Origin of the sequence: Brevirhabdus pacifica, from assembly GCF_002797755.1 — a bacterium.
Lineage (GTDB): Bacteria > Pseudomonadota > Alphaproteobacteria > Rhodobacterales > Rhodobacteraceae > Brevirhabdus > Brevirhabdus pacifica.
Map to the genome: position 1 here is coordinate 1745696 of NZ_PGFI01000011.1, position 22864 is coordinate 1768559.

A 22864-nucleotide genomic window follows, 5' to 3' on the forward strand; every position below is an offset into this window, starting at 1 on the left:
TCCGGGCCAAACGCAAAGCTTCACGGCAGGGTTTCGCGCGAATTTGACCGCGCCCTTCCCGCCTCAGTCCCCGGGCGCCTCATCGCGACCGTCGCCGGCCCGCCCTGCCTGTGCCGCTCGCCACTCCACCACGGCCGAGAATACCGTCGCCATGCAGGCGGCAAAATCCGGATCACCGGCCTGCCGCTCGGGTGCCAGCCTCTGCCGCGCGGTGCACGACAGGGCCGCTGCCCCGCCAAGACTGCCGTTGCCCCACATCGGGTGGGCGCGGCGAAAACGCTTGCGATAGCGGTCCGCCGCATCCGCCCGCACCAGCAGCCGTGCCACCAGCCCGGGTCGCGCCGCCGGCGGAAAAGCCAGCAACAATCGCGCCACACGCAAAATGTCGGCATGCAGGATCGGCCTCACGGCGTGGCGTCGGGCGGCGCAAGCTCGATCACTTGGGCCGCGAGGCGCAGAGTGCCGGTGGCAAAGCTTCCGCCCTCGGCCGTCAGAACCACGGCGGTATCCGACCAATAGGTCATCGGCGTGCCCGACGGCCCCGTGAACTGGCTTCCCGCCGCAAGCCCGACGCCGTTGGCATAGCGATCGACCGCGCCCGTCACGCCCACGGACCATCCCGTCAGGCTACCGGTGACAGCCTCGATCACCCGGCCGGTGACACCCAGGACGATGCCGCGCGCAGGCAGGATCAGCCCCGTCGTCGTGGCACTGCCCGCCGCAAGCACATGGTCCGCCTCGACCAGTCGGACAGACAGACCCGCCCCGCCCGGCGACAGGGCCAGCGCGCCCGCGCGCCAGCCGACACCGTCGAAGACTGCCTCGGTCGCCTCATCCTCGATCCAGGCCGACCAGCCCCGGCGCGGCTGCTGGAATATCCAGCCGCCGTTGACCCCGATCGCGATGGTCCCGTCCTGCCCCGACCAGGCGTTGACTGCGCCTGGCGGCAGGAAATAGGCCGTGCCCTCCGCCACCACCTCGGGCGGCGTGCCCAGGCTGCGCGAGGCCAGGACCAGCCGAGAGAATGCGTCCAGCCGCACCAGCGCCTCGTTCACGGTGACATGTTTCTGTGCCTGCGACGCCTCGATCAGCGGAAGGCCAAGATTGGGTGTATCAGTCATCCAGCGAGATACTCCTGTAAGGGCCGGCCCCGAATGTCTCCGAGATCTGGGCCACGTGGATCGTTGCGCCGGCGGCAAGCCCGTCGGCGGCCTGTTCGGCGCTGGCGTAGGTAAAGACCGGGGCGCTCACCTCGGCCCGGCGAAGGACAGCACCGCCCTGGCGGATCTCCACACGGTAAGCCTCGCGCGCCTCGCCCAGCGGGACCTCCTCCCCCTCCCAGCTGTCGCCCGAAATGCGGGTCCGCCGGATCCAGGAGATGTTCAGGCTCCCATCCGCCGGATCGCGCCGCACGCGCAGATGCGCCGGCGCATAGGGCCGCAGGCCAACCCCATCGAACGCCAGTTGCTCCGCAACATAAGTCGGATCCCAGACGCCCCGCTGACCCGGTCCGATGCGGTAATGGCGCGCCAGGCCCCGCGTCTCCTCGCCCAGCGCGACCTGCCTGGGGGCGCCATTCAGCAGAACGATTGTGGCCCCCTCTTCCCAGGCCTCGGGCATGACCCCGTCGGTCCCCTTCTGCCCGCGCAGAAGCTCGGACAAATCATAGGTGTTCTCGCCCACCAGCTCGGCGCGACAGAATTGGATCACCTCCCAGGTGCCGGTGCTGCCGCTGCCGATCGCCAAGGCGTTGGCTCCGTTCAAGACCGCCCCCCGCCCGGCCGAGGACAGCGTGCCCCCCCGTACCTGCACCCGCAGCGCCGTGCCATTGGTGAAAAGCCCCGGCCGCGCAGCGTGCAGCACGCTGAGCGTGCGACCGATGACAGAGCGTTCCTCCAACACCTCGCGCAGCTCGAAACCGCCCTCCGCCTCGGCCGAGCTGTAGACCGCAGCCGATCCGGGCCAGGGCGTCGCCGTGACTGCCAAGTGCGGTGCGTGGGCGATCTCCTCGCCGGTCAACAGAGGCAGGTCCATGAAGATCGGCAACACTGGCACGGGCGCCACGTATTCGCTGACGCGGGGCCTGTCGTCGTCATGGGGGACCGGCCGGTAGGGGCCGGGCTCGACCCGCGTCGCCTCGATCCGAGACAGGCCGTCAGCCTCCAGCCGGTCGATCCGGTACCGGCCCTGCGCCCCCTCGGGCAATCCGCCCGGCCCGTCGTCGGGCAAAAGCTCGATCACGTCCCCCGCGCCCAACCCCATCCGCGACGGCGGCAGCGCGAGATTAAGCCCGTCACGCCCCACCCGCGCCTCCGCCAGCCACCGCCGTGCCCGTGCCCGCGCCGCGGCCCGCGACAGCGACAGCGGAAGCTCGACCCGGCTCACGGTCAGGTTCCCCTCGTCGGGCGCGATCGCCTCGGCGACGCCTGCGCCAAAGTCACCGTCAGCCTCGATATAGCTCAATTGCAGGCGGCCGGCGGTCTCGGCGTCGGGACGGCGCACGCGCTCTACCGCCGTGCCGTCCGGCCCCTCCAGCGCCAGATCCCCCGCGCCCAGCCGCGCCGCCACCCGCGCCCCGCGGTCGGAGAAAACAAGCGCGCCCTCCCGCTCGGCCACGTCGGCGCCTTGGGACATCAATAGGGACTGCAACCTTGCCCGTGCCGTGCCCCCCTCTTCCTGCACCATCCCCCTCAGGCTGCCGTGCAACCGGCTCACGTCATGGGCCGACAGGCCCGCCTCCTCGCAGATCGCCGCCACTACCGCGCCCAGATCCTGCACCGTGCTGCGCCCGCTGATCCAATGCCCCCGCCCGTAGTTCGGCGCATCGGCCCAGCGCGAGCCCAGCGCCGGGAACGCCGGGTAGGGCCGCGCGTCCCAGGCCCAGACAAAGGCCCGGTCCATCGCGATCATCGGCCCGTCGTAAAGCTCGGAATAAGGATTGTTGGCGGGCGCCTTCCAATAGGCATAAAGCGCCTCGAGGTAACGCAGCTGGATCAGGTCGTCCCGCGCCCCTGTCGAGTAATAGGGCATGGCGCTTTCGGACGAACGCGCATCGATGAACTTGTTGGGCTGGTTGGTGCCCTTGTCGATGGCCGGACATCCGATCTCGGTGAACCAGATTGGCTTCATGCGTGGCTGCCAGGCGGTAGCGCTTTCCTGGCGTACCCCGCCTATCCGCTCATGATGGGGCAGGCTCCACCAGCTGCGGACATCCTTGTAGCGGTAGATCCAGTCCTCGCCATGGGCACCGTCGGCGATGGGCTCCCGGTTCTGCTGGCGACGGGCGGCATCGGTGGGGTAGTACCAATCATACCCTTCGCCCCCCTCGATATTCGCCGCCAGGTAGGCCGGGTCATGGATCGCCCCCCAGGCCGCGTCGGCATGCTCGTCGCCGTCGCGCCAGTCCGAAAGCGGCATGTAATTGTCCATGCCCACGAAATCCACGTCCGCATGGGCCCACAGGGGATCGAGGTTGAACAGAATGTCGCCGCTGCCATCCTGGGGATGGTAGCCGAAATACTCGGACCAGTCGGCGGCATAGCCGATCTTGACCTCGGGCCCCAGGATCGCGCGGACCTCCTCGACCAACGCCATCATCTGCGCCACCGCAGGAAAGCTGCCCCCTTCCCCCCGGATCTGCGTCAGCCCGCGCATCTCCGATCCCACGCAAAAGGCCGAAACGCCCCCCGCCAGCGCACAAAGATGGGCGTAATGCAGCACCATCCGCCGATAACCCCAGTCTTCCCCGCCAGTCCACCCGACGGTCATCTCGCCAGCGGTGAAATCGGCAGCGACCGCCGTCCCGAAAAACGCCGCCACCTGATCGGTGGCCGCGGCGCTCGCGTCGACGCTGCCCTCCTGCCCCGGGGCGACATCAAGGGTGATCCGCCCGCGCCACGGCAGGGCCGGCTGACCGGTGCCGCCGCCATAGGGATCGGGCAAGGCGTTGCCCTCGGTCACCTCCATGAGGATGAAGGGATAGAACATCACCGCCTTGCCCTCGGCGTTGAGATGCCGGATCGCCTCCACCACCGACTGGTCGCTGGGCGTGCTGCCATAGACCGGCCCCCCGCCTTCGTCCCGCGTCAGGACCTCCGCAGTCGTGCGTCCCAGCCCCGAGACGGTCCAAGGCATCTCCTCCCCGTCACTTTCGGCCTGTTCCACCTTCGGGCGCAGGCTACACACCCCGCAGCGCAGGTCATCGCCGAACCAGCTGACCACCAGCGACACCGCCTCGCATCCCGGCAACTCCTCGCCCAGCGCCCGGGTCGCGACGGTGAAATCGCTGCCTCCCTGGGGTGTGCTGACATTCAGCGCCCGGCGCTCACCCAACCCGTCGTCAATGTGTACCGGCGTCGTCGCCAGCGCGTAGTCCCCCGTGCCGGGGATAAGCGCCACCGCCTTTGTGCCCAGCGCCACGGTGGTTTCGGGGTCCCGCCCCTCCGGCAGCACCAGGCGCACCACCTCGAACGAGAACTGGGGCACCCGATTGCCGAATGGCTCAAGCGCCAGGTCCTCGATCACCACATAGGCGGTGCCGCGATAGGCGGGCACCATCCCCTCGCCCTCGACCGCCTCGATCTTGGCGTCCGGCAGCTGGTCATCGCCCCCCTTGTAGACGCGCATGTTCAGCTCATCGGCCGCGATCTCGCGACCGTCGGCCCAGACCCGCCCCACACGAAGGATCTCTCCACGGCACAGCGCCAGTGCAAGGCTGACCGAATAGCTGTGGCGCGTCGTGGTCGGGGTCGATGGCTGTCCCTTGCCACCGCCGCTGGTCGTCACGGTCTCGGCGAAACGGGTGGCCCAGATCACCTGCCCGCGAAGGCGGATGCGGCCCGCGGCATCGGCCAGCGGGGCCCCCTCACCCGAGCCACCGATGCGATAGCGGTCGATCGCCCCCGTCTCCACCGGCTCCGAGCCGCCTCCCAGCAGGTAGCCGTCGATCACCCGCCCGGCGGTCGCCCCGATGGCCCGCCCGACAACCAGCGACGACATCCCCAGAAACGAGCCACCGATCCCCGCACCTACTGCCGCCCCCGCGGCCGACAAGACTAAGGTTGCCATCGCGCGCCCCGCTTTCCGATCGTTGCCAAATTCCCGACCCTCGCCCCAAGGCGCGGGTGACCCACAGGCCTTGAGGCTTCCGTGGCCCCCTTCCTCCGTGACGCGAATTCGCCCCCGGGCGCCTTCGCCCGCATCGCGGATCCGGACCCAGCCCCGCCAGGGAAGCAGAACCGCGCCACCACCCGCGCCTGCCAGGCCGGCGACAGGCTGCTTTCCACCACTCCGTGCCCGCTATAGGCATGGACAAAGCGGATCGCCTCCGCCCCAGACACCACGATGCCCAGGTGTTTTGCCACGGCGCCCCGACGCATACGGAACAACAGCACATCGCCCGCCTGCGGCACCGCCCCCCGGGCCGGCAACAGGTGGCGGCGCGCGGCCCGCCACAGGACCTCCTCGCCACTGGCCTCGGACCAGTCGGCGGTATAGGGCGGCACCCGTTCCGGCCAGGGTCCTACGACGGCGGACCAGACCCCCCGGACCAACCCCAGGCAATCGGCACCCAAGCCCCGGCGGGCCGCCTGATGCACGTAGGGTGTGCCCAGCCAGCGCCGTGCCTCGTGCGCCACGGCCGAGCCGTCGGCGCAATTCCTCCCCCCCAGGGCTTCGGCACCGCTCATCCGCCCGCCTCGGACATCAGACTTCCCCCGTCAAGGCGCCCTTCGGCCCGCGGTCCCGCCATGATCCACTCGTCAGGCGGCAGGTGCGGAAAGCCCCTGAAGTTCAGAAGATTGGCAAATTTGTAGCGACAGTCCGAGAGTGATCGGTCGCAACCCGCCTCCAGGCGCACCCGGTCGCCCGGAGCCAACGGCGCACGCAGCTCGGCCCAAAGGGCCAACTCGCGCAGCCCCTCGCGCTGACTGTCGCTTCGCACCACGGTCTCCAGCCCTTGAGCCACCCCGTCCAGCGCCCGCAGACGGCCGCCGGTGAACCACCCGGGCTCAAAGCTTTCCAGCCCCTCGGACAACAGCACGCCCGCGCCCCGCTCCAGGCTGCTGGCGGTCAGGGTCAGCTCAACCGAGTATCCCTCTTGGCTCAGGTCGAACCCGCACGCGCCATCCCCCAGAACCGCCGCACAGCGCGGGTGATAGACCCGCCCCCGGGGTTTGTTCAGCGCCTCAGCCAGGCCGCGCAACTCGGCCTGGAACGCGCCGCCGCTGCGCTTGATCTCTCCCACCGTGCCACGAAACTGAAGAACCCGCGCCGCAGGGTCCGCCCAGTTCACCAGCCACGCCCGCAACTCGGCCCCATCCAGCCGACCGGCGGCGATGTCCGCCTCGGTCAGACTGTCGTGACTGAGGGCGCCCAAGGCCTCCAGATTATCGACCGCCAGCCCCGTGCTTTGCGCCAGCGCCGTCGCCGAAAGCCCGCTTGCCGCCTCGAAGCAAATGCCGTCGAACTCCAGCGGCCGATCATGCTCGGTAAACCCCTGCACCCGCCCGTCGCTGCGCGCCAGGGCCCAGCAGCGCGCGACCGTCGCCGCGCCGCCCGCCAAGTGCGCGTACAGACGTGCCGCCGCCTCGCCCGTCAAAGCCGCACCTCGATCACCGGCACGTTGGGCACCTCTCCGGCGCGGAAGCTTGCGACCGAGACCTGGATCAGGTCGGTGTCGAAGCGCACAGGCACATCGAATTCGAACCCCGCCGTCACCTGCGCCCCCGAATGGGGCGGCGCCGGCAGGGTGCAGAGGCCGGTGTCGATATCCACCTCGAACCCCGCGCCCTGCACCAGTTCCACGTCGTCCACCGCCATCCGGACTGTTCCCGACACGGGCTTGGAAATGGGCCGGGCATACCGGACCCCGCCCGAGACATAGCCCTTGCTCAAGGCAAAGCTGCGCATCACCCCGTCTCCCACGCCGATCACCTGGTCGCCCGCGGCCGGATCGGCCGAGGGGGCACAGGATTTGAAATCCGCCCAATCCTTCCAGCGAAACCCGTGCAGCCGCCCGTGGCGGGCCTCGAAAAAGGCCAGCAGCCCCTCCACATCGTCCAGCGAGCGCAGGCCGACCCCCGCGTCATACCGCCGGCGCGAATGCGCCCAGGGGCTCGACCGTTCCTCGTGGCCGCTGGTCAGGGTCACGATCTCGGTGCGCCGCTCCGGCCCGCCGACCGAGCCGAAGCTCAGCCGCGCGGGAAATCGAACGTCATGAAACGCCATCCGCTTCTCCTGCTGTCTACCTGTTGCGCTCGCCCCGGCTCAGGGCGCGGCCCATCGCGGCGGCGATCTGACTGTGGGAGCGTCGAAACCCTTCGACATCGGGTGTGCTGACATTGACCACGACCGAGACGGCGCGCGCCCCGCCCGCCTCGGCCCGCACCCCCAGGCGCCCGTCCGCCCCCCGGCTGAGGGGCATGATCGCCTCGGGGCCGGCCTCTCCCATCAGTCCTGTCGCACCGCGCATCGCGAATGTCGTGGGCCCCGTCACCACGCCGCCCCCCGCAAAGGGGATCACGCGTCCCTGGGCAAACCCGCCCCCCGCCGCGAACGGCAACAATGTCGAGGACACCGCGTTCAACCCCTGCGCCAGCGCCCCGCCCAGGGCGTTCTGCACCGGCTTCATCGCGGCGGAATAGACGTTGTCGATCAACGACCGCGCCACCATCCGCAGCGCGTCCGAGGCCCGAAGCCCGTCGAACACCAACCCGTCGAAGGCCCGCCGCAGCCCGCCTCCGATCCCCCGTGACAGGCTGGCCGTCTCCTGCGCCGTCCAGGTCATGCTGTCACGCATGCGGTCCAGCTCTCCGTTGAAGGCCGCCGTCAACGCCGCCGCACCGCCCAGCGACTTCTCCAGCGTCTCGATCTCGTCCTCCAGGCGCTCCAGCGCCTCGCCCCCGTCGCTCATTCGCCCATTCCCCCATGATCCGGATAAAGCCGCGCCAACTCGTCCAGCCGGGCGCGCCCGACCACCCCGGCGGCGGGCGCCCCGGACCCGCCGCCCAGCAACAGCGTCAATTCGGCCGGGGTCAGGCGCCAGAAATCCCACGGCCTCAGCCCCAGTTCACGGCAGCCCGCGCGCATCAGCTCCGGCCAATCGAAGGCCCCACTGCCGCCCGGGCCCTTGTCCCCGCTCATCCGTCGCCCGGCTCGGGCAGTTGGAAGGCGCGCACCAGAAGTTGCGCCGCCGCCCGCGCCGCCGCCACCGGCCCGCCGTCGATCTCGGCGCTCAGCAGATCCGCCGCCCCGCCGCGCCAGCCGCCCCCGCGCAGCCCCGCCACGATCAGGCGCAGAACGTCCGCGCTGGAAAACGCGCCCCCCTCGAAGCGCGTCACCAGGTCCACCAGCGTCTCGGCACCCAGATCACCCTCCAGCTCGGCCAGCGCACCGAGGGTCAGCTTCATGACCCGCCGCTCGCCGTCGATGCGGATATCGACCTCGCCGCTCCAGGGATTGCCCATCAGGCAACCGGCGCATCGGCGGCAAAGCTCAGCGCGCCCGCCGACGCGAGGCTCAGCTCGAACGTGGCCTCGCCATCATGGCTGCCGGCATATTCGATCGCGCTGATCTGGAACGGCCCCTCGATGACGCCGAAGTCAGGAATGATGATCTGGAAATCCGGGGTCTCGCCGTCGAAAAAGACCTGCCTTGCCCGCTCGTCCGTGGTCGCGTCCTTGAACACCCCCGATCCCGACAGGCTGGCCGAGCGGACGCCGCCGCCGGCCAGAAGCTCGCGCCAGCCCCCCGCGCTTTCCAGCGATGTCACGTCCACCGGCGAGGTGTTGAAGCTCAGCCGCGTCGCCCGCAACCCCGCGATGGTCTCGAACTGGCCGGCCCCGGTCAGGTCCAGCTTGATAAGAAGATCTCTGCCGTTCTGTGCGCCCATGAAAGTCGCTCCTTGGAAATGTTCAATCCTCGACCCGGGCGCGGAAGCTCAGGTCGATGCGGCGGCGCGCCCCGCCGCTCTCGCGCCTGGCCACCGCCCGCAGAAAGTGCAGCGCCACCAGCCGCCCCCGCTCAAGCGGCCCGGGCCCCGCGCCCGACACGCCCGTCAACGCATCGGTGACCGCCACCGCCACCTGCTTGGCGGCCGAAAAGCCCTCCGGCCCGCCGATCACGCTGATCTGCAGATCGTGCAACGCACCCGCGCCCGTGCTGTCCGAGCGGTCGCGCACCTTCTCGGGGCCCAGCGTGACGTAAAGCTCGGGCACCGGCCCCGAAGGGGCGGCATCGAAGATCCGCCCCGGCACCAGCGCCTGCACCCCCGCATCCGCCTCCAGCGCCGCAAAGACCGCCCGCTGCAGGGCCAGCGAAACGCCATAGCTCATGCGGCCCCCTCCTCGCGGACGTGACAGGTCAGGTAGCGCCCGGCGGGGTCGTCCTCGGCCACCGCGAGGATGTGGAAGATGCGCGCGCCCTCGCGAAACCGCTGGTCGGGTCGCGGCCGGGCCGGGTCGCCCACGGGCGCGGCCCGCACCACCACGCGAAAGCTTTGCAGCGCCCGGGGCAGATCGCCCCGCAGGCGCCCGCCCGCCTCGCGCCCGGGGCCTGCCCTCACCGCCGCCCAGACCGTGCCCAGCGCCACCCAGGCGCGGCTCTGCCCGCCCGCGCCGTCGGGCACCGCCTCGGGCCCCTCGAGGGTCAGAAGGCGGCTCAGGGCCACGCCGCTCATGCCAGGCCCCGCGCGGCACCAAGGCGGGCCGGCAGGTAAGGTCCGATCAGCGCCAGCACCGCGGGCGCCAGCCCCCCGCCGCCGCCCGCGTCCGCGCCGAGGCCGCGATCCTCGTAGAACCGGGCCGCCTGGATCATCACCGCCTGGCGAAGATCCACGGGCACCCCGGCCCAATCGGCGCCCAGCCCCGCCTCGAACACCAGCCGCAGGTGTCCATCGACCGGCACCTCCGGCAGGCCTGCGCCCCGCCCCAGCAGGACCGGGACACCGCCCAGCCGCCCCAGCCCATAGCGTTCGGCACCGATCTCGGTGGCCGTGCCGTCGCCCGCGACCTCCTCAAGCCGCGTCAGCGAAACCACTGGCGCGATGGGGATCGGCTGCCCCTCCCGCGTGGCCCAGGACCAGATCCGCCAGGTAAAGCTCCGGCGCAGCAGGGCCTGGCCCGTGCGCCCCTCGATCTGGGCCAGCGACGCCCGCAGGCAGGCCTCCAACAGCCCGTCCTGCAAGCTGTCGCTGGCAAAGCCCGTGCCAAGGCGCAGATGCTCGCGCAGCCCCCCGATCGGCAGAAGCCCGGCCGCGACCGCGGTGTCTTCGACAAGTACCATTCCCCGCCCCCGTCAGTTGAATGTGTCAAGATCGCGTACCGGCGCGGGCTGCCCCCTTGGGGACAGTCCCCGCGCCGGCCCCTGCTCACGAGGTCGAGAATTTCAGCAGCTTGATCGCGGCAAAGTCGCTGACCGCCCCGCCGACCCGCTTGGTGGCGTAGAACAGCACGTGCGGCTTGGCCGAGAAGGGATCGCGCAGGATCCGCAGGTCGGGCCGGTCCGCCACGGTGTAACCGGCCGCGAAATCGCCAAAGGCGATGGCATGGGCGCCGGTGGCGATATCGGGCATGTCCTCGGCGATCAGCACGGGATAGCCCATCAGCCGCGCAGGCTCCCCCGCCGCCAGCCCGTCGGTCCACAGGAAGCGCCCATCGGCATCCTTCATCTTTCGCACCGCCCCCGCCGTGCGCGAATTCATCACGAAGCTGCCGTTGGCGCGGTAGCGCGCGCCCAGCGCATAGACCAGATCGACGATGGCGTCGGCGGCGTTGATGGCGGCGAAATCCCCCGCAGCACCCGTCGGCACGTAGCCCAGGTTGCCCCAGTTCCACAGATCATCCGACACCACGGTATAGGACAGAAAGCCCTTGGGCTTGTCGACACCATCGCCCGAAACGAAGGCCTGCGCCTCGGCGCGGGCGAACTTGTCGGCGATGCGCGCCGCCAGCCAGCCCTCGATATCGAAGGCGCTGTCGTCCAGCTGCCGCTGGCTGGCCTTGGGCAGGGCCGACAGCTCGTGCAGGGGAATCGAGATGCGTTCGATCTGGGGCGTGTCGCTCTCGGCCACAGCGGCGCTTTCCGTGGCCCAGCCCGAGCCCACGTCTGTATGATCCACCAGCACGTCATAGGACGTGCTTTCCACCGCCACCACGTTCGAGATCGCGCGCAGCGACGCGGCCGAGCGCAGAACGCTCTCGATCCGGTCCGAGGTCTGCGGATCAACGAGGTAGCCGCCATCGGCCGCGACGCTGGTGCCCAGCGCCTTCTCCTCCAGCGCCAGCCCCCGCAGCGCATCCTCGTCACCCGAGCGGACGTAGCTTTCGAAGGCCTTGCGATGGGGCGCGGCCCCCTGCGGCTCGGCCGCGGCCAGGGGCGGACGGCGGTGGGAAATCATCTTGCGATCCAGCATTTTCAGTCGCTCTTCCTGTTTGGTGAACATGGTCTTGATGTCGGTCTGAAGGGCCGTCAGCTCGGCGGTGAACCCCTCGCGGGCGGCCCGCACCTCGGGGCTGTCCCCATCGGGCGCCCCGTGGGACAGCTCCCAGGGCGGGGCCGGTGATCTTTCGACGGGCACGGCCTGGCCGGCCCGCGGCGTTGCTGCGGGTGTTGTCATGTGTCGATCCTGTGTTGGTTGGAACTCGTGGCGGCAGCGCGGCGCCGGGGCACCGGCCAAGTGTGGCGAAAGCCCGGCGCCCAGCCGCCCGGCTCAGCGCCCCGGCAATTCCCGCCGCATTTGCGCCAGCTGTCCGGTCATCTCGCGCAGGGCCGCGATCGCGCCCCGTTGCGACTGCGCCTTGGCGCCCAGCCGCGCCTCGGTCTGCATCGGGAAAGTCACAAGCGAGACCTCCCACAGCTCCAGTTCGGACAAAAGCCGCCGGCCCTTGCCATCCCGTTCTGAGCGCAAGGTGCGATACCCGATAGACAGCCCGTCCAGCGCCCCCGCTTCAATCAGCGCCGCCGCCTCCCGGCCCCGCGCCACCTCGGTCAGCAGCCGGCCTTTCACGTAAAGACCCATGCCGTCCTCGCGCACCTCGTCCCAGGTGCCGATGGGCTGGGCGGGGTCGTGCTGCCACAACATGCGGATCCGCCCGCCCTGGGCCGCCATCCGCGCCAGCGAGGCCGCGTAGGCACCCTTCTGGATGATGTCGCCGCCCTGGTCGACCGCACCGAATACCGACGCGTAGCCCGAGATCACCGTCCCGTCGCTGACCGTCAGCCCGGCGTCAAAGCGCCGGAACTTGTGTTCCATCTCCCCGGGGGGACCCGTATCACTCATTCGCGCTCTCCTCTCATCGGGCCACCAGACCCTGCACCGCCTCGGTCAGAACCGCCCCCAGCACGCCGAAGACCGTCAGCCAAAGCCGCCGGTCCAGCCGGACCAGCATCGTGTCGATCACGCCCAGCCGGTATTCCAGCGCCGCCCAGCGTTCCTCCAGAACCCGCTCCAGGATCTCGGGGCCCTGGCCCCGCCGCCCCTCGAACGGCTCGTAAAGAAAGCGCGATCCAGCCTGCCCCGCCCCCGGCCGCGCCGGTGCGCCCTCGGGGGCGGGCCGCCCGCCGCCCCGTCGCTCGGACAAATCACGCTCGCGCATAGGGGCCTCACGCATCGGCTTGCGCCGGCAGGCCCAGCAGGCGCCGCTTCTCGGCGTCGCTCAGGAAATCCGCGCCGCTGACCCGCGCCCAAAGCTGGTCGCGCTCGGCCGCCAGCGCCGGCACCCGGTCGGGATCGGGCAAAAGCGATACGCGCCCCGCCCCGTGATCCGACAGCCAGACCGACAGCGCCGCCAGCACCCGGCTTGCCAGGGGCAGCACCGTCAGCCGGTAGAAGGCGCGATTTGCCTCCTGGTAATTGGCATAGGTGGCGTCGCCAGGGATGCCGAGGATCATTGGCGGCACGCCGAAGGCCACGGCGATCTCGCGCGCGGCGGCCTCCTTGGTCTTCTGGAACTCCATGTCCGAAGGCGAGAACCCCATCGGCTTCCAGTCGAGCCCCCCTTCAAGCAGCATCGGCCGCCCGGCGTTGCGAGACCCCTGATGATGCCCCTCCATCTCGGCGACCAGCCTGTCGTACTGGGCCGTGCTCAGGCTGCCCTGCCCGTCCGGCCCCTTGAAGACCAGCGCCCCCGAGGGCCGCGCCGCATTGTCCAGCAAGGCCTTCGACCAGCGCGAGGCCGCGTTGTGCACATCCACCGCCGAGGCCGCAGGCTGCATCGGCGACAGGCCGTGGTGATCGTCCTGGGGATGGAACTGGCGCACATGGCAGATCGCGGGCGGCGTGCCCTGCGCGTCAAAGCGATGCCGGCGCGCGCCTACCGTGTATTCATAAGCCAACGGCCAGCCATCCGCCCCCGGCACCAACCGCATCCGTTCGGGCCGCAAGGCGTGCAGCTCACGCGGCAATTCCCCCGGCTCGCCGCCCACCGCCTCGACATAGGCATCCCCCGTCAGCAGCAGATGGGCGAAAAGCGCTTCCAGAAACTCGGCCCGGCCCTGTCCGGTGTTGGGCCGCCGCACCAGGTCCCAGACCGGGTGCTCCTCATAACGCCGCTCGGCATCCTGCAGGACCAACGGCACGGCCGCTGCCGCCTCCGAGATCAGCTTGACCGCCCGGAACCCCACTGGGTTGCCCGCGTATCCCGCCCGCGTCAACGAGGCCGGATCCCGGGGCGACCAGGCCACCCGCCCCGATCCATGATAGGCCAGCAAGGGCTTGGAGACAGAGGATTTCCGCTCCGCGGGCCGCTGATCGCGCCGCAAGAAATCGAACACCATGACGGGTCCTTTCGGTTCAAGATTGACAAGACGCCCGTTGACGCCCGGAAATGCATCGCCCTCCGGCCCCCGGCGTGCATCCCGCCACCGGTCCGGATCTTCCGTGCGCTGACCGGTGGTCCCTACAGAAGCCGCGTGCGCGGCTCGCGCCAGCGCATCCCCGGCTCCACCAGCAGGTCCCACAGCGCCCAGACAAGCGCGTCCAGCCGGTCGGGGCTGCCGTCGCCCCGGAACCCCTGGGCCGTCATCTGGCACATCTGGTCCTCCAGCCGCGCCAGGTGGCGCAGATGGGCGACCCGCCCCTGCTCGTAAAGCGCCGCCACCGGCTCGGCCCGGGCGCCCTTGGACCGGCTGGCCCGCACCCCGCGATAGGGCATCAGCGCGTCGTGCTGGCGCAGCAGCGTCTCGACAAGGTCGCCCCCCTGGTTGACCTCAGCGACGACGCGGTCGGCCCGGTGGTGCCGCGCGGCCTCGACCACCGCCCGGATCCACCCGTCCGGTGAGCCGCGCAGACTCAGGTCCGCCAGCACCACCGCCCGCCAGTCCTGGGGCGGCCCCTGGGTGGAGGCTCCGGCCACGATGATCCCGCATTCGTCCGATCCCGCGTGCCCCGTCACCGGCGGATCGACCGCCACCACGATCCGGTCCAGCGCCGGCGCCCGCTCCAGCCGCCCGGCCTCCAGCGCCGAGGATTGCCAAAGCGCGCCCTCGACATCCTCGATCATCTCGCCATCCAGCTCCTGCCGGCCCAGTCGCGTGCCACCGTGCCGCCGCTCCACCTCGCGCAGGAAACTCGCCGCCAGGTTGGCGCGGTTGGCACGGGTCGGGGCCTGGGTCACGCGGGTGCGCGGGTCGCTCATCAGCGCCTTCAGCACGCCGCGGTTGCGCGGGGTCGTCGTAACCACCCGGCGCGGGTGCGGTCCCAGCCGCAGCGCGAACTGCAACTGGGTCCAGACCTCCTCGGCCTTCTTCCACTTGCCCAGCTCGTCCACCCAGGCGGCGTCGAACTGGGGCCCGCGCAGGGCCTCGGGCTCGCGCGCGGAAAAGGCTGTCGCCACCGCACCGTTGGGCCAGACAAGGCGCCGGCGCGTCGCCTGCCACTCGGGCCGCCTGTCGGGTGGCGAGCATGCAAGGATCCCGCTTTCGCCCATGATCATCACGTCGCGGACCTGATCGAAGGTCTCGCCCACCAGGGCCACCCGGGCCGACCGGCCCTTGTCCTCCGGCCGCGCGCCCTCGACCTCCGAGCGGACCCATTCGGCGCCGGCGCGGGTCTTGCCGGCCCCCCGGCCGCCCAGGATCAGCCAGCTGTCCCAATCCTCGTCAAGCGGCGGCAACTGGTGCGGCATCGCCCAGAACTCGAACATCCAGGGCAAGGCGGCGACGGTGGCGTCACTCAGCCCCGTCAGAAAGGGTTCCACCACCTCGGGCGGCTCTGAGGCCAGCCAGCCGGCGGCACACCTCATCCCGGGCTGCGGCAAGGTCGAGGCATCCGCCTCCGCCGTCCCCTGCCAAGCGATTGCGGAAGATTTCAAGGCGTTCGCCCTCCTCGATGGTCTTGACTGTCAGTTTCGAGACGACCTGCAAATGGCGGTCCAGGTCGGCGGGATCCAGCGAGGCGTCCGCCTCGGCCCGCCTGAGCTTCTGCACGAAGGTCTCGCACAGCCGCTCCTGTAGATAGGTAAGCGCGTCCAGCCGGGCCGCGATGCGCCCGGACCGGTCCTCTTGGTCTGTCATGCTGTGTTCCCCCGGCCGGCACCGTCCCCGGTCCGCGCGCGCGCCAGATGACCCGCGTTCGTTCTCCGCCGCGGACCAAGGCGCCCCCCGCGCAGCACCCCGAAGGCACCAAGCCGTGGACACCGCCCTGTCACGCGCGCGGGTTTCGGGATCCGGAATGCGGACATGAAAAAAGCGGCATCGGGAAAACCCCGGCCGCTTCGCCCACTTCTGTCAGCTTGCCCGTCTTCTACATTCGACCGTTCGCAGAGTCAAGGCAAACCGGCCCCCGCCGGACAGCGCACGCTGCCGAAAGGGGCCATTAACCACTTGATAACGATGCCTTAACCTGAAACCCGAGTCCCGGGCGACCGGCCGGCACCCCCGCCTTACTGGGCGGCGGGCTCCGCAGGCTCGGCGGCCCGGTCCGCCTCCAGCTTGCGCCATTTCTGCACGTTGGCGTTATGCTCGCTCAGGGTCTTGGCGAAGGCATGGCCGCCCGTGCCGTCGGCGACGAAGAAGACGAAATCGCTCTCGCCCGGGTTCACCGCGGCCTCGATCGCATCGCGGCCGGGGTTGGCGATCGGTGTCGGCGGCAGACCGTCGATCACGTAGGTATTGTAGGGGGTCTTCTCGCGCAGCTCGCTGCGGCGCAGGCCCCGGCCCAGGATACCCTCGCCCTTGGTCACGCCATAGATCACCGTGGGGTCGGTCTGAAGCTTCATGCCCTGCCGCAGCCGGTTGATGAAGACCGACGCCACCAGCGAGCGTTCGTCCGGCACCCCGGTCTCCTTCTCGATGATCGAAGCCATGATCAGCGCCTCCTCGGCAGTGTCATAGGGCAGATCGTCGGCGCGACGCTCCCAGGCATCGGCCAGGCGCTTTTCCTGCGCGTCCTGCATCTTGGCAAGCAGGGCGGCGCGGTCGGCCCCGGCACGGATCTCGTAGCTGTCGGGCGCCAGCAGGCCCTCAGGCGGGATCTCGGAAATTTCGCCGCTGAGGAAATCGGCCTTCTTCAGCGAATCCACGATCTGCCAGCTGGTCGCCCCCGGCGCGGTCGAGACCCGGAAGCGCGTGTCGCTTTGGGAGACGAGGTCGGTGTATTCCTTCGGAACCTCGCCCTCGCCCGGCACAAACTTGGTGTCGGCGCTGAAACGGCCTGTGGTCGGATCCATCTCGCGGATCTGGATCTCGGCCTTGGCAACGCCGATGCGATAAACGATCTCGGTGCCGCAGGTGGAGGCACCGCCCCGCGTCACCGCGGTCACGATTTCGTCCATCGAGGCCTGCTCGGGGATCAGGAACGATCCCGCCTTCAGCTTGCTCGACCGCTCGGTGTAATCGGCCCCGACCCGGAAGATCCAGCCGTTGGTGACAGCACCCCGTGTCTCAAGATCCTCGGAAAGGGCGGCCATGCTCGATCCGGGCGCCACGCGCACGCAGATCGCCTCGGCCAACGGTCCGGGGGCGATGAAACGGTTCTGGCCCCAGGCGATCAGCCCGGCGATCCCGGCGAATGCCAGGATCAGCATCGTCAGGCCGTTGGAGGCAATGTTGCGCCACATGGCTCAGACCTTGCCCAGCACGAGAGAGGCGTTCGTTCCCCCGAAACCGAAAGAGTTGGACAGCGCCACGTTGATCTCGCGCGGCTGCTTGACCTTGGGCGCCAGGTTGATCGGCGTCTCGACGGCCGGATTGTCCAGGTTCAGCGTCGGCGGTGCCACCTGATCGCGGATCGCCAGGATCGAGAAGATCGCCTCGACCGCACCGGCGGCGCCCAGCAGGTGCCCGATCGCGGATTTGGTCGAGGACATGGTCGCCCGTTCGGCCGCGTCGCCCAGCACCCGCTCGACGGCGGCCAGTTCGATCACGTCGGCCATGGTCGAGGTGCCGTGGGCGTTGATGTAGTCGATGGCGCCCGGTTCGATGCCCGCACGCTTGATGGCGGCGCGCATCGCACGCTCGCCCCCTTCCCCGTCCTCGCTTGGCGCGGTGATGTGATAGGCGTCGCCCGACAGACCGTATCCCAGCACCTCGGCATAGATCTTGGCGCCGCGCGCCTTGGCATGCTCGTATTCCTCAAGGACGACGACACCCGCACCCTCGCCCATCACGAAACCGTCGCGGTCGATGTCATAGGGGCGGCTGGCGGTCTTGGGCGCGTCGGGGCGCTTGGTGCTCAAGGCCTTGCAGGCGTTGAACCCGGCGATCCCGATCTCGCTGATCGGGCTTTCCGCGCCGCCGGCGACCATCACGTCCGCATCGCCCAGCATGATCAGCCGCGCCGCGTCGCCGATGGCGTGGGCGCCGGTCGAACAGGCGGTAACGACCGAGTGGTTCGGCCCCTTGAACCCGAAGCGGATGCTGACCTGACCCGAGATCAGGTTGATCAGCGCCCCCGGAATGAAGAAGGGCGAAACACGGCGCGGCCCGCGTTCCTTGATCAGAACGGCCGTGTCGGCGATCGTGCTCAGACCGCCAATGCCGGACCCCAGCATGACGCCGGTGCGCTGACGCTCGTCCTCGTTGGCAGGCTCCCAGCCGGAATCCCGCACCGCCTGGACCGAGGCCGCCATGCCGTAAAGGATGAAGTCATCGACCTTGCGGCGCTCCTTCGGCTCCATCCAGTCGTCGGCGTTGAACGTGCCGTTGCTGCCGTCGCCCAGCGGGATCTCGCAGGCATAGGTGGTGGCCAGGCCGCTGGCGTCGAACCGCGTGATCGGACCCGCGCCGGACTGGCTGTCCAGGATCTTCGACCAGGTTTCCTCGACCCCGCACGCAAGCGGAGTGACGGCCCCAAGGCCGGTTACGACGACACGACGCATCTGCTCACCCATGAAAGGCCTCATTTTGTTGCGCTTCGTGATACCGCGTGGGCGGGGGGATGGGCAAGTCCACTTTCCGAAATTGCCAAAGCCCTCCCCGGGGCTTGGTCGAAAGGCCCCGCCGGGGCGCGCGGGCCGCGCCGGGCGGCGTGAAAGCGCCGTCCCCGGGCGCCCCCTCGCCTGGCTCAGGCCACCTCGGGCCGATGCTCCCGCTCGTGGCGCCGTTCCCGCAGCGCCTGGACCACGATCTGCGATGCCGAGGACAGGAAAAGCCCCGCCATGATCGCGGCCACGATCAGGTCGGGCCAGCCCGTCGCCGTCCCCCAAACCCCCAGCGCCGCGATCATCACCGCCACGTTGCCGATGGCATCGTTGCGCGAACACAGCCAGACTGATCGGACATTGGCATCCCCGTCCTTGTAGCGCACCAGAAGCGCCACGCTGGCCAGGTTCACCGCCAGCGCCAGCACCCCGATCGCGCCCATGATCTCTGCCTCGGGCACGCCTGCATGAAACACCCGCCACAGGGTCGCGCCGAACACCCACAGCCCCATCAGCAGAAGGCTCGTGGCCTTCACCAGCGCCGCGTTGGTCCGCACCCGGACCGAGGCTCCGATCACCGCCAGCGAGATGCCGTAAGTCAACGCATCGCCCAGGAAATCCAGCGCGTCTGCCTGCAACGCCTGCGACCGCGCCATGTGCCCTGCCCCCATCTCGACAAGGAACATGCCCCCGTTCAGGGCGATGACGATCCACAGCCGCCGCCGGTAATCCGCCGACACCCCGTCAAACCTGGCCTCGTGGCCGCAACAACCTGCCATCCGAATCTCCTTTCGCTCGGTCAGGTGCCTGTTCTAATGTCTCTAGCGACTAGAGCTTCAAGAGGGGTTTTCCATGTTTTCCATCGGCACCGTCGCCCGGCAGACCGGGCTGAAAGTGCCCACGATCCGCTATTACGAACAGGTGGGCCTCCTGGGCGCGCCCGAACGGACCGAGGGCAACCAGCGCCGCTATGGCAAGGATCAGGTGGAAAGGCTGGGGTTCATCAAGCACGCCCGCGACCTCGGCTTCCCGATCGAGGCGATCGCCGCCCTGATCGACCTGGCCGAGCATCCGGACCGCTCCTGCGCCCAGGCCGCCGAAATCGCGCAGCGCCAGCTGGAGGATGTCCGCGAAAAGCTTGAGCGTCTGACCCGGCTCGAGGCCGAGTTGTCGCGTATCGCCAAGGGATGCTCGGGCACAGGCGTGGCCGACACCTGCTACGTCATGGCCTCGCTGGCCGATCACGCCCACTGCGGCTCGGAACACTAGGTCGCCGGACGAAAACCCGGCCCCCAAATGCAAAACGGCCCCCGTGAAGGAGGCCGCTCGCTAAACTCGATCCGGCGAAACGAACCGCCGGCAAGGGCCCTTACTGGGCTTCCTTGATGAACTTGACCGCATCGCCGAAGGTCTGGATGGTCTCGGCGGCGTCGTCGGGGATCTCGATCCCGAACTCTTCTTCGAACGCCATCACAAGCTCGACCGTGTCCAGGCTGTCTGCGCCCAGATCATCGATGAACGAAGCGTTCTCGGTTACTTTCTCTTCTTCGACACCGAGGTGCTCGACAACGATCTTCTTAACGCGGTCTTCAACGTCGCTCATGACTATTCCTCATTCGGTTTCGGGAACATCCCGTGGTTTCTTGTCCCTGCCCCCTGGGGGCAATCCAGGCGCCGCATGCACGGCATCGCCTCTGGTCACAACAGCGCCCCCGGCGAAACTGAGCGGCCTATAGCATATCGAAAGACGAAGGCAAACGCTTTCGGGATGGCCCAAAACGGCGCCACTCCGGTCGCCGCGGGCTGCACCCGCACTCCCGACAAACCCCCGCGGTGCGGGAATGTTCCCCGGTCAATGCGACCAACTTCCCTCCCTCGTCGCACGCCTCACGATACGCCAGAATCAAGCCCCTGCGCAAACCCGCGCAGGGCTCAGATCATCGCCATGCCGCCGTTCACGTGCAGCGTGGCGCCGGTGACATAGGCCGCCTCGGGGCTAGCCAGGTAAAGCACGGCCGCGCCGATCTCGTCGGCCTCGCCCATGCGCCCCGCCGGCACCTGCTGCAGGATCCCTGCCTTCTGGTCGTCGGTCAGCTTTTCGGTCATCGGCGTCGTGATGAAGCCGGGCGCCACGCAGTTGACGGTGATGCCCCGGCTGGCAACCTCGTAGGCGATGCTTTTCGACATGCCGACCATGCCGGCCTTGGACGCGGCATAGTTCGCCTGACCGGGGTTGCCCGTGGCCCCCACAACAGACGAGATATTCACGATGCGGCCCCAGCGGGCCTTCATCATGCCACGCATGACACCACGGCACAGGCGCATGGTCGAGGTCAGGTTGACCTCAAGCACGCTGGCCCATTCCTCGTCGGACATGCGCATGAACAGGTTGTCTCGGGTGATGCCGGCGTTGTTGACCAGCACGTCGACCGACCCCATCGCCGCAGCGGCCGCCTTGGGCAGCCCCTCGACCGCCTCGGCGTCACTCAGGTTGCAGGGCAGCACGTGGGCGCGCTCTCCAAGCTCCTGCGCCAGCTCCTGCAGCGGGGCCTCGCGGGTGCCCGAAAGGGCAACGGTTGCCCCGGCGCCGTGCAGGGCCCGCGCGATGGATCCGCCGATCCCCCCCGAGGCGCCGGTGATCAACGCATTCTTGCCGCTCAGATCGAACATGAGCTTACTCCTTGTTGCCGGCGGCGCCGGTATCCGTGTCATCGCCGTCCTGGTCCTCGTCCGGGGTCAGCGACTGAGCCGCCGCCACCACGTCCTCGGGGCTGCCGACGGCCCTTGTGCCCACGGTGCGGTCGATACGGCGCACCATGCCGATCAGCGCCTTGCCGGCGCCCAGTTCCCAGATCTCCTTGACGCCTTCGGCCGCCATCCACAGCACCGACTCCCGCCAGCGCACCGCGCCGGTCACCTGCTCGATCAGCAGGTTGCGGATCAGGTCGGGATCGCTCACGGCCTCGGCGCGCACATTGGCCACCAGCGGCACGGCGGGGCGCTTGATCTCGACCCCGGCAAGCGCCTCGGCCATGGCCTCGGCGGCCGGCGCCATCAATTCGCAATGGAACGGTGCCGACACCGGCAGCAGCAGCGCTCGCTTGGCGCCCTGCTCCTTGGCAAGGTCCACCGCCCGCTCCACCGCCGCGCGGTGGCCCGAGACGACGACCTGCCCGGGATCATTGTCATTCGCGGCCTGGCAGACGTCGCCCTCGCCGCCCGCGGCGGCGGCCGCCGCCAGCGTGCGCACGGCGGCATAGTCCAGCCCCAGGATCGCGGCCATCGCGCCCTGGCCCACAGGTACGGCCTTCTGCATCGCCTGCCCGCGCAGGCGCAGCAGCCGCGCGGTGTCCGCCACGCTCAGCGCGCCCGCCGCCGCCAGTGCCGAGTACTCGCCCAGCGAGTGGCCCGCCACGTAGGAAGCCACGCTCATGTCGACACCCTCGGCCTCCAGCGCGCGCACCGCGGCAAGCGAGGTCGCCATCAGCGCCGGCTGCGCGTTCTGGGTCAGCGTCAGCTCGTCCTGGTCGCCCTCCCAGATCAGCGCGCTCAGTTCCTCACCCAGCGCCTCGTCAACCTCGTCGAACACCGCTTGCGCCGCCGGATAGGCCCGCGCCAGATCCCGGCCCATGCCGATCGTCTGCGCTCCCTGTCCGGGAAAAACAAAAGCCCGCATTTCCACTCCCTCTCTGGAATTCGTTCCGCACGGGATACCCCGGCCCAGAGGGCGGCGCAAATGCTTTGCCGCCCGGCGGCGTCCCCGCACCCTTGCAATCCCGCCCCGCGCCCGTATAAGACGCCAATCTTCCCGCAGGCAATTTGACCGGCGTGGCCTCTCGTGGACAGGGGGCGGGAAGAACGGCCCTGTCCTATGAAACACGCCCTGCAACAGAACTGGAGCTAACATGCCGCTTTACGAGCATGTGTTCATCTCGCGTCAGGACCTGTCGAACACGCAGGCCGAAGGCCTCGTCGAACATTTCGGCACCGTCCTCTCGGACAACGGTGGCAAGGTCATCGAAAGCGAGTACTGGGGCGTCAAGACGATGTCCTACAAGATCAACAAGAACCGCAAGGGCCACTACGCGTTCCTGCGGACCGACGCCCCCGCCCCTGCCGTGCAGGAAATGGAGCGCCTGATGCGCCTGCATGACGACGTGATGCGCGTTCTGACCATCAAGGTCGACGAGCACGCCGAAGGTCCCTCGGTGCAGATGCAAAAGCGCGACGAGCGCGAACGTCGCCCCCGCAACTAAGTCAGAAAAGGACGCTAAACCATGGCCGCAAAACCGTTTTTCCGCCGCCGCAAGGTCTGCCCCTTCTCGGGCGACAACGCACCCAAGATCGACTACAAAGACACCCGTCTGCTGCAGCGCTACATCTCCGAGCGTGGCAAGATCGTGCCCTCGCGGATCACCGCAGTCTCCGCCAAGAAACAGCGCGAGCTGGCCCGTGCGATCAAGCGCGCCCGCTTCCTCGCCCTGCTTCCCTACGCCGTGAAATAAGGA

28 protein-coding genes are annotated in these 22864 nt (G+C 69.3%); 3 read left to right on the plus strand and 25 right to left on the minus strand.

All coding sequences use genetic code 11. From position 1 onward, the window contains the following. Nucleotides 1–63 precede the first annotated feature (63 nt). The 22 genes from CLV77_RS08430 to CLV77_RS08535 form a co-directional block, all read right to left on the minus strand. Complete coding sequence (locus CLV77_RS08430; RefSeq protein WP_076978409.1) at nt 64–408, minus strand: DUF7742 family protein; 345 nt, start codon at nt 406–408, stop codon at nt 64–66. Continuing rightward, complete coding sequence (locus tag CLV77_RS08435) at nt 405–1121, minus strand: DUF2793 domain-containing protein (RefSeq protein ID WP_076978408.1); 717 nt, start codon at nt 1119–1121, stop codon at nt 405–407. Before CLV77_RS08435 ends, CLV77_RS08430 begins: the two co-directional genes overlap by 4 nt. Then, on the minus strand, nt 1114–5067 hold the full coding sequence (locus CLV77_RS08440; protein WP_076978407.1) for a baseplate multidomain protein megatron: 3954 nt from the start codon (nt 5065–5067) through the stop codon (nt 1114–1116). Before CLV77_RS08440 ends, CLV77_RS08435 begins: the two co-directional genes overlap by 8 nt. After that, nucleotides 5055–5687 (minus strand): NlpC/P60 family protein, encoded by a 633-nt coding sequence (locus tag CLV77_RS08445; protein WP_076978406.1) that lies wholly within the window; start codon nt 5685–5687, stop codon nt 5055–5057. Before CLV77_RS08445 ends, CLV77_RS08440 begins: the two co-directional genes overlap by 13 nt. Beyond that, nucleotides 5684–6598 carry a DUF2163 domain-containing protein gene (locus CLV77_RS08450; RefSeq protein ID WP_076978405.1) on the minus strand — a complete coding sequence of 305 codons (915 nt, stop codon included), beginning with the start codon at nt 6596–6598 and terminating at the stop codon, nt 5684–5686. Before CLV77_RS08450 ends, CLV77_RS08445 begins: the two co-directional genes overlap by 4 nt. Continuing rightward, the gene (locus CLV77_RS08455; RefSeq protein ID WP_076978404.1) at nt 6595–7227 is read right to left on the minus strand and encodes a DUF2460 domain-containing protein; all 633 of its coding nucleotides are present in this window, start codon (nt 7225–7227) and stop codon (nt 6595–6597) included. The genes CLV77_RS08450 and CLV77_RS08455 overlap by 4 nt, the downstream gene beginning before the upstream one ends. Nucleotides 7228–7243: 16 nt before the next feature. Next, nucleotides 7244–7912 carry a phage tail tape measure protein gene (locus CLV77_RS08460; RefSeq protein WP_076978403.1) on the minus strand — a complete coding sequence of 223 codons (669 nt, stop codon included), beginning with the start codon at nt 7910–7912 and terminating at the stop codon, nt 7244–7246. Beyond that, a complete protein-coding gene (locus CLV77_RS08465) occupies nt 7909–8142 on the minus strand; it encodes a rcc01693 family protein (RefSeq protein WP_076978402.1) in 234 nt (77 codons plus the stop codon). The genes CLV77_RS08460 and CLV77_RS08465 overlap by 4 nt, the downstream gene beginning before the upstream one ends. After that, nucleotides 8139–8465, minus strand: coding sequence for a gene transfer agent family protein (locus tag CLV77_RS08470; protein ID WP_076978401.1), 327 nt, complete (start codon nt 8463–8465; stop codon nt 8139–8141). Before CLV77_RS08470 ends, CLV77_RS08465 begins: the two co-directional genes overlap by 4 nt. Beyond that, nucleotides 8465–8890 carry a phage major tail protein, TP901-1 family gene (locus CLV77_RS08475; protein ID WP_076978400.1) on the minus strand — a complete coding sequence of 142 codons (426 nt, stop codon included), beginning with the start codon at nt 8888–8890 and terminating at the stop codon, nt 8465–8467. The genes CLV77_RS08470 and CLV77_RS08475 overlap by 1 nt, the downstream gene beginning before the upstream one ends. Before the next feature lie 22 nt (nt 8891–8912). After that, nucleotides 8913–9332, minus strand: coding sequence for a DUF3168 domain-containing protein (locus CLV77_RS08480; RefSeq protein ID WP_076978399.1), 420 nt, complete (start codon nt 9330–9332; stop codon nt 8913–8915). Next, nucleotides 9329–9676, minus strand: a complete 348-nt coding sequence (locus tag CLV77_RS08485) for a head-tail adaptor protein (RefSeq protein WP_076978398.1) — start codon at nt 9674–9676, stop codon at nt 9329–9331. Before CLV77_RS08485 ends, CLV77_RS08480 begins: the two co-directional genes overlap by 4 nt. Continuing rightward, the gene (locus CLV77_RS08490; RefSeq protein WP_076978397.1) at nt 9673–10281 is read right to left on the minus strand and encodes a head-tail connector protein; all 609 of its coding nucleotides are present in this window, start codon (nt 10279–10281) and stop codon (nt 9673–9675) included. Before CLV77_RS08490 ends, CLV77_RS08485 begins: the two co-directional genes overlap by 4 nt. 85 nt (nt 10282–10366) lie before the next feature. Continuing rightward, nucleotides 10367–11614, minus strand: coding sequence for a phage major capsid protein (locus CLV77_RS08495; RefSeq protein ID WP_083707613.1), 1248 nt, complete (start codon nt 11612–11614; stop codon nt 10367–10369). A gap of 93 nt (nt 11615–11707) precedes the next feature. Then, nucleotides 11708–12277, minus strand: a complete 570-nt coding sequence (locus CLV77_RS08500; RefSeq protein ID WP_076978396.1) for an HK97 family phage prohead protease — start codon at nt 12275–12277, stop codon at nt 11708–11710. Between the two features lie 13 nt (nt 12278–12290). Next, entirely contained in the window at nt 12291–12608 is a 318-nt protein-coding gene (locus CLV77_RS08505) for a GTA head formation protein, RCAP_rcc01685 family (RefSeq protein ID WP_236860997.1), read from the minus strand. Further along, nucleotides 12601–13773, minus strand: coding sequence for a phage portal protein (locus CLV77_RS08510; RefSeq protein WP_076978394.1), 1173 nt, complete (start codon nt 13771–13773; stop codon nt 12601–12603). The genes CLV77_RS08505 and CLV77_RS08510 overlap by 8 nt, the downstream gene beginning before the upstream one ends. A 122-nt stretch (nt 13774–13895) precedes the next feature. Further along, complete coding sequence (locus CLV77_RS08515) at nt 13896–15239, minus strand: DNA-packaging protein (RefSeq protein WP_076978393.1); 1344 nt, start codon at nt 15237–15239, stop codon at nt 13896–13898. Next, nucleotides 15166–15510, minus strand: a complete 345-nt coding sequence (locus tag CLV77_RS08520; RefSeq protein WP_076978392.1) for a hypothetical protein — start codon at nt 15508–15510, stop codon at nt 15166–15168. The genes CLV77_RS08515 and CLV77_RS08520 overlap by 74 nt, the downstream gene beginning before the upstream one ends. Nucleotides 15511–15878: 368 nt before the next feature. Continuing rightward, nucleotides 15879–17054 carry an endolytic transglycosylase MltG gene (gene mltG / locus CLV77_RS08525; RefSeq protein WP_076978391.1) on the minus strand — a complete coding sequence of 392 codons (1176 nt, stop codon included), beginning with the start codon at nt 17052–17054 and terminating at the stop codon, nt 15879–15881. Between the two features lie 3 nt (nt 17055–17057). Then, nucleotides 17058–18314 carry a beta-ketoacyl-ACP synthase II gene (fabF, locus tag CLV77_RS08530; protein WP_076980884.1) on the minus strand — a complete coding sequence of 419 codons (1257 nt, stop codon included), beginning with the start codon at nt 18312–18314 and terminating at the stop codon, nt 17058–17060. Between the two features lie 185 nt (nt 18315–18499). After that, on the minus strand, nt 18500–19135 hold the full coding sequence (locus CLV77_RS08535) for a cation efflux transmembrane domain-containing protein (protein ID WP_076978390.1): 636 nt from the start codon (nt 19133–19135) through the stop codon (nt 18500–18502). A gap of 73 nt (nt 19136–19208) precedes the next feature. On the opposite strand from CLV77_RS08535, the gene CLV77_RS08540 reads away from it, so the two are divergent. Next, nucleotides 19209–19625, plus strand: a complete 417-nt coding sequence (locus tag CLV77_RS08540; RefSeq protein ID WP_076978389.1) for a MerR family transcriptional regulator — start codon at nt 19209–19211, stop codon at nt 19623–19625. Nucleotides 19626–19725: 100 nt separating this feature from the next. On the opposite strand, the gene CLV77_RS08545 is transcribed toward CLV77_RS08540, so the two are convergent. The 3 genes from CLV77_RS08545 to fabD form a co-directional block, all read right to left on the minus strand. After that, entirely contained in the window at nt 19726–19959 is a 234-nt protein-coding gene (locus CLV77_RS08545) for an acyl carrier protein (protein WP_076978388.1), read from the minus strand. A gap of 329 nt (nt 19960–20288) precedes the next feature. Further along, nucleotides 20289–21026 carry a 3-oxoacyl-[acyl-carrier-protein] reductase gene (gene fabG, locus CLV77_RS08550; RefSeq protein ID WP_076978387.1) on the minus strand — a complete coding sequence of 246 codons (738 nt, stop codon included), beginning with the start codon at nt 21024–21026 and terminating at the stop codon, nt 20289–20291. A gap of 4 nt (nt 21027–21030) precedes the next feature. Further along, the gene (gene fabD / locus CLV77_RS08555; protein ID WP_076978386.1) at nt 21031–22032 is read right to left on the minus strand and encodes an ACP S-malonyltransferase; all 1002 of its coding nucleotides are present in this window, start codon (nt 22030–22032) and stop codon (nt 21031–21033) included. Between the two features lie 229 nt (nt 22033–22261). On the opposite strand from fabD, the gene rpsF reads away from it, so the two are divergent. Next, complete coding sequence (gene rpsF, locus CLV77_RS08560; protein WP_076978385.1) at nt 22262–22612, plus strand: 30S ribosomal protein S6; 351 nt, start codon at nt 22262–22264, stop codon at nt 22610–22612. A gap of 21 nt (nt 22613–22633) precedes the next feature. Then, nucleotides 22634–22861 carry a 30S ribosomal protein S18 gene (gene rpsR, locus CLV77_RS08565; RefSeq protein ID WP_005982441.1) on the plus strand — a complete coding sequence of 76 codons (228 nt, stop codon included), beginning with the start codon at nt 22634–22636 and terminating at the stop codon, nt 22859–22861. The last annotated feature ends 3 nt before the right edge of the window (nt 22862–22864 follow it).

Excerpts from the sequence above, each read along its gene's own strand:
- CLV77_RS08440 (WP_076978407.1), bottom strand. The coding sequence starts at position 5,067 with ATGGCAACCTTAGTCTTGTCGGCCGCGGGGGCGGCAGTAGGTGCGGGG.
- fabD (WP_076978386.1), bottom strand. The coding sequence starts at position 22,032 with ATGCGGGCTTTTGTTTTTCCCGGACAGGGAGCGCAGACGATCGGCATG.
- CLV77_RS08470 (WP_076978401.1), bottom strand. The coding sequence starts at position 8,465 with ATGGGCAATCCCTGGAGCGGCGAGGTCGATATCCGCATCGACGGCGAG.
- CLV77_RS08480 (WP_076978399.1), bottom strand. The coding sequence starts at position 9,332 with ATGAGCTATGGCGTTTCGCTGGCCCTGCAGCGGGCGGTCTTTGCGGCG.
- CLV77_RS08485 (WP_076978398.1), bottom strand. The coding sequence starts at position 9,676 with ATGAGCGGCGTGGCCCTGAGCCGCCTTCTGACCCTCGAGGGGCCCGAG.
- CLV77_RS08495 (WP_083707613.1), bottom strand. The coding sequence starts at position 11,614 with ATGACAACACCCGCAGCAACGCCGCGGGCCGGCCAGGCCGTGCCCGTC.
- CLV77_RS08510 (WP_076978394.1), bottom strand. The coding sequence starts at position 13,773 with ATGGTGTTCGATTTCTTGCGGCGCGATCAGCGGCCCGCGGAGCGGAAA.
- CLV77_RS08455 (WP_076978404.1), bottom strand. The coding sequence starts at position 7,227 with ATGGCGTTTCATGACGTTCGATTTCCCGCGCGGCTGAGCTTCGGCTCG.
- CLV77_RS08435 (WP_076978408.1), bottom strand. The coding sequence starts at position 1,121 with ATGACTGATACACCCAATCTTGGCCTTCCGCTGATCGAGGCGTCGCAG.
- CLV77_RS08535 (WP_076978390.1), bottom strand. The coding sequence starts at position 19,135 with ATGGCAGGTTGTTGCGGCCACGAGGCCAGGTTTGACGGGGTGTCGGCG.
- fabG (WP_076978387.1), bottom strand. The coding sequence starts at position 21,026 with ATGTTCGATCTGAGCGGCAAGAATGCGTTGATCACCGGCGCCTCGGGG.
- CLV77_RS08515 (WP_076978393.1), bottom strand. The coding sequence starts at position 15,239 with ATGAGGTGTGCCGCCGGCTGGCTGGCCTCAGAGCCGCCCGAGGTGGTG.
- CLV77_RS08490 (WP_076978397.1), bottom strand. The coding sequence starts at position 10,281 with ATGGTACTTGTCGAAGACACCGCGGTCGCGGCCGGGCTTCTGCCGATC.
- CLV77_RS08465 (WP_076978402.1), bottom strand. The coding sequence starts at position 8,142 with ATGAGCGGGGACAAGGGCCCGGGCGGCAGTGGGGCCTTCGATTGGCCG.
- fabF (WP_076980884.1), bottom strand. The coding sequence starts at position 18,314 with ATGCGTCGTGTCGTCGTAACCGGCCTTGGGGCCGTCACTCCGCTTGCG.
- rpsR (WP_005982441.1), top strand. The coding sequence starts at position 22,634 with ATGGCCGCAAAACCGTTTTTCCGCCGCCGCAAGGTCTGCCCCTTCTCG.
- CLV77_RS08475 (WP_076978400.1), bottom strand. The coding sequence starts at position 8,890 with ATGGGCGCACAGAACGGCAGAGATCTTCTTATCAAGCTGGACCTGACC.
- CLV77_RS08545 (WP_076978388.1), bottom strand. The coding sequence starts at position 19,959 with ATGAGCGACGTTGAAGACCGCGTTAAGAAGATCGTTGTCGAGCACCTC.
- CLV77_RS08460 (WP_076978403.1), bottom strand. The coding sequence starts at position 7,912 with ATGAGCGACGGGGGCGAGGCGCTGGAGCGCCTGGAGGACGAGATCGAG.
- CLV77_RS08540 (WP_076978389.1), top strand. The coding sequence starts at position 19,209 with ATGTTTTCCATCGGCACCGTCGCCCGGCAGACCGGGCTGAAAGTGCCC.
- CLV77_RS08520 (WP_076978392.1), bottom strand. The coding sequence starts at position 15,510 with ATGACAGACCAAGAGGACCGGTCCGGGCGCATCGCGGCCCGGCTGGAC.
- CLV77_RS08500 (WP_076978396.1), bottom strand. The coding sequence starts at position 12,277 with ATGAGTGATACGGGTCCCCCCGGGGAGATGGAACACAAGTTCCGGCGC.
- mltG (WP_076978391.1), bottom strand. The coding sequence starts at position 17,054 with ATGTGGCGCAACATTGCCTCCAACGGCCTGACGATGCTGATCCTGGCA.
- CLV77_RS08505 (WP_236860997.1), bottom strand. The coding sequence starts at position 12,608 with ATGCGTGAGGCCCCTATGCGCGAGCGTGATTTGTCCGAGCGACGGGGC.
- rpsF (WP_076978385.1), top strand. The coding sequence starts at position 22,262 with ATGCCGCTTTACGAGCATGTGTTCATCTCGCGTCAGGACCTGTCGAAC.
- CLV77_RS08445 (WP_076978406.1), bottom strand. The coding sequence starts at position 5,687 with ATGAGCGGTGCCGAAGCCCTGGGGGGGAGGAATTGCGCCGACGGCTCG.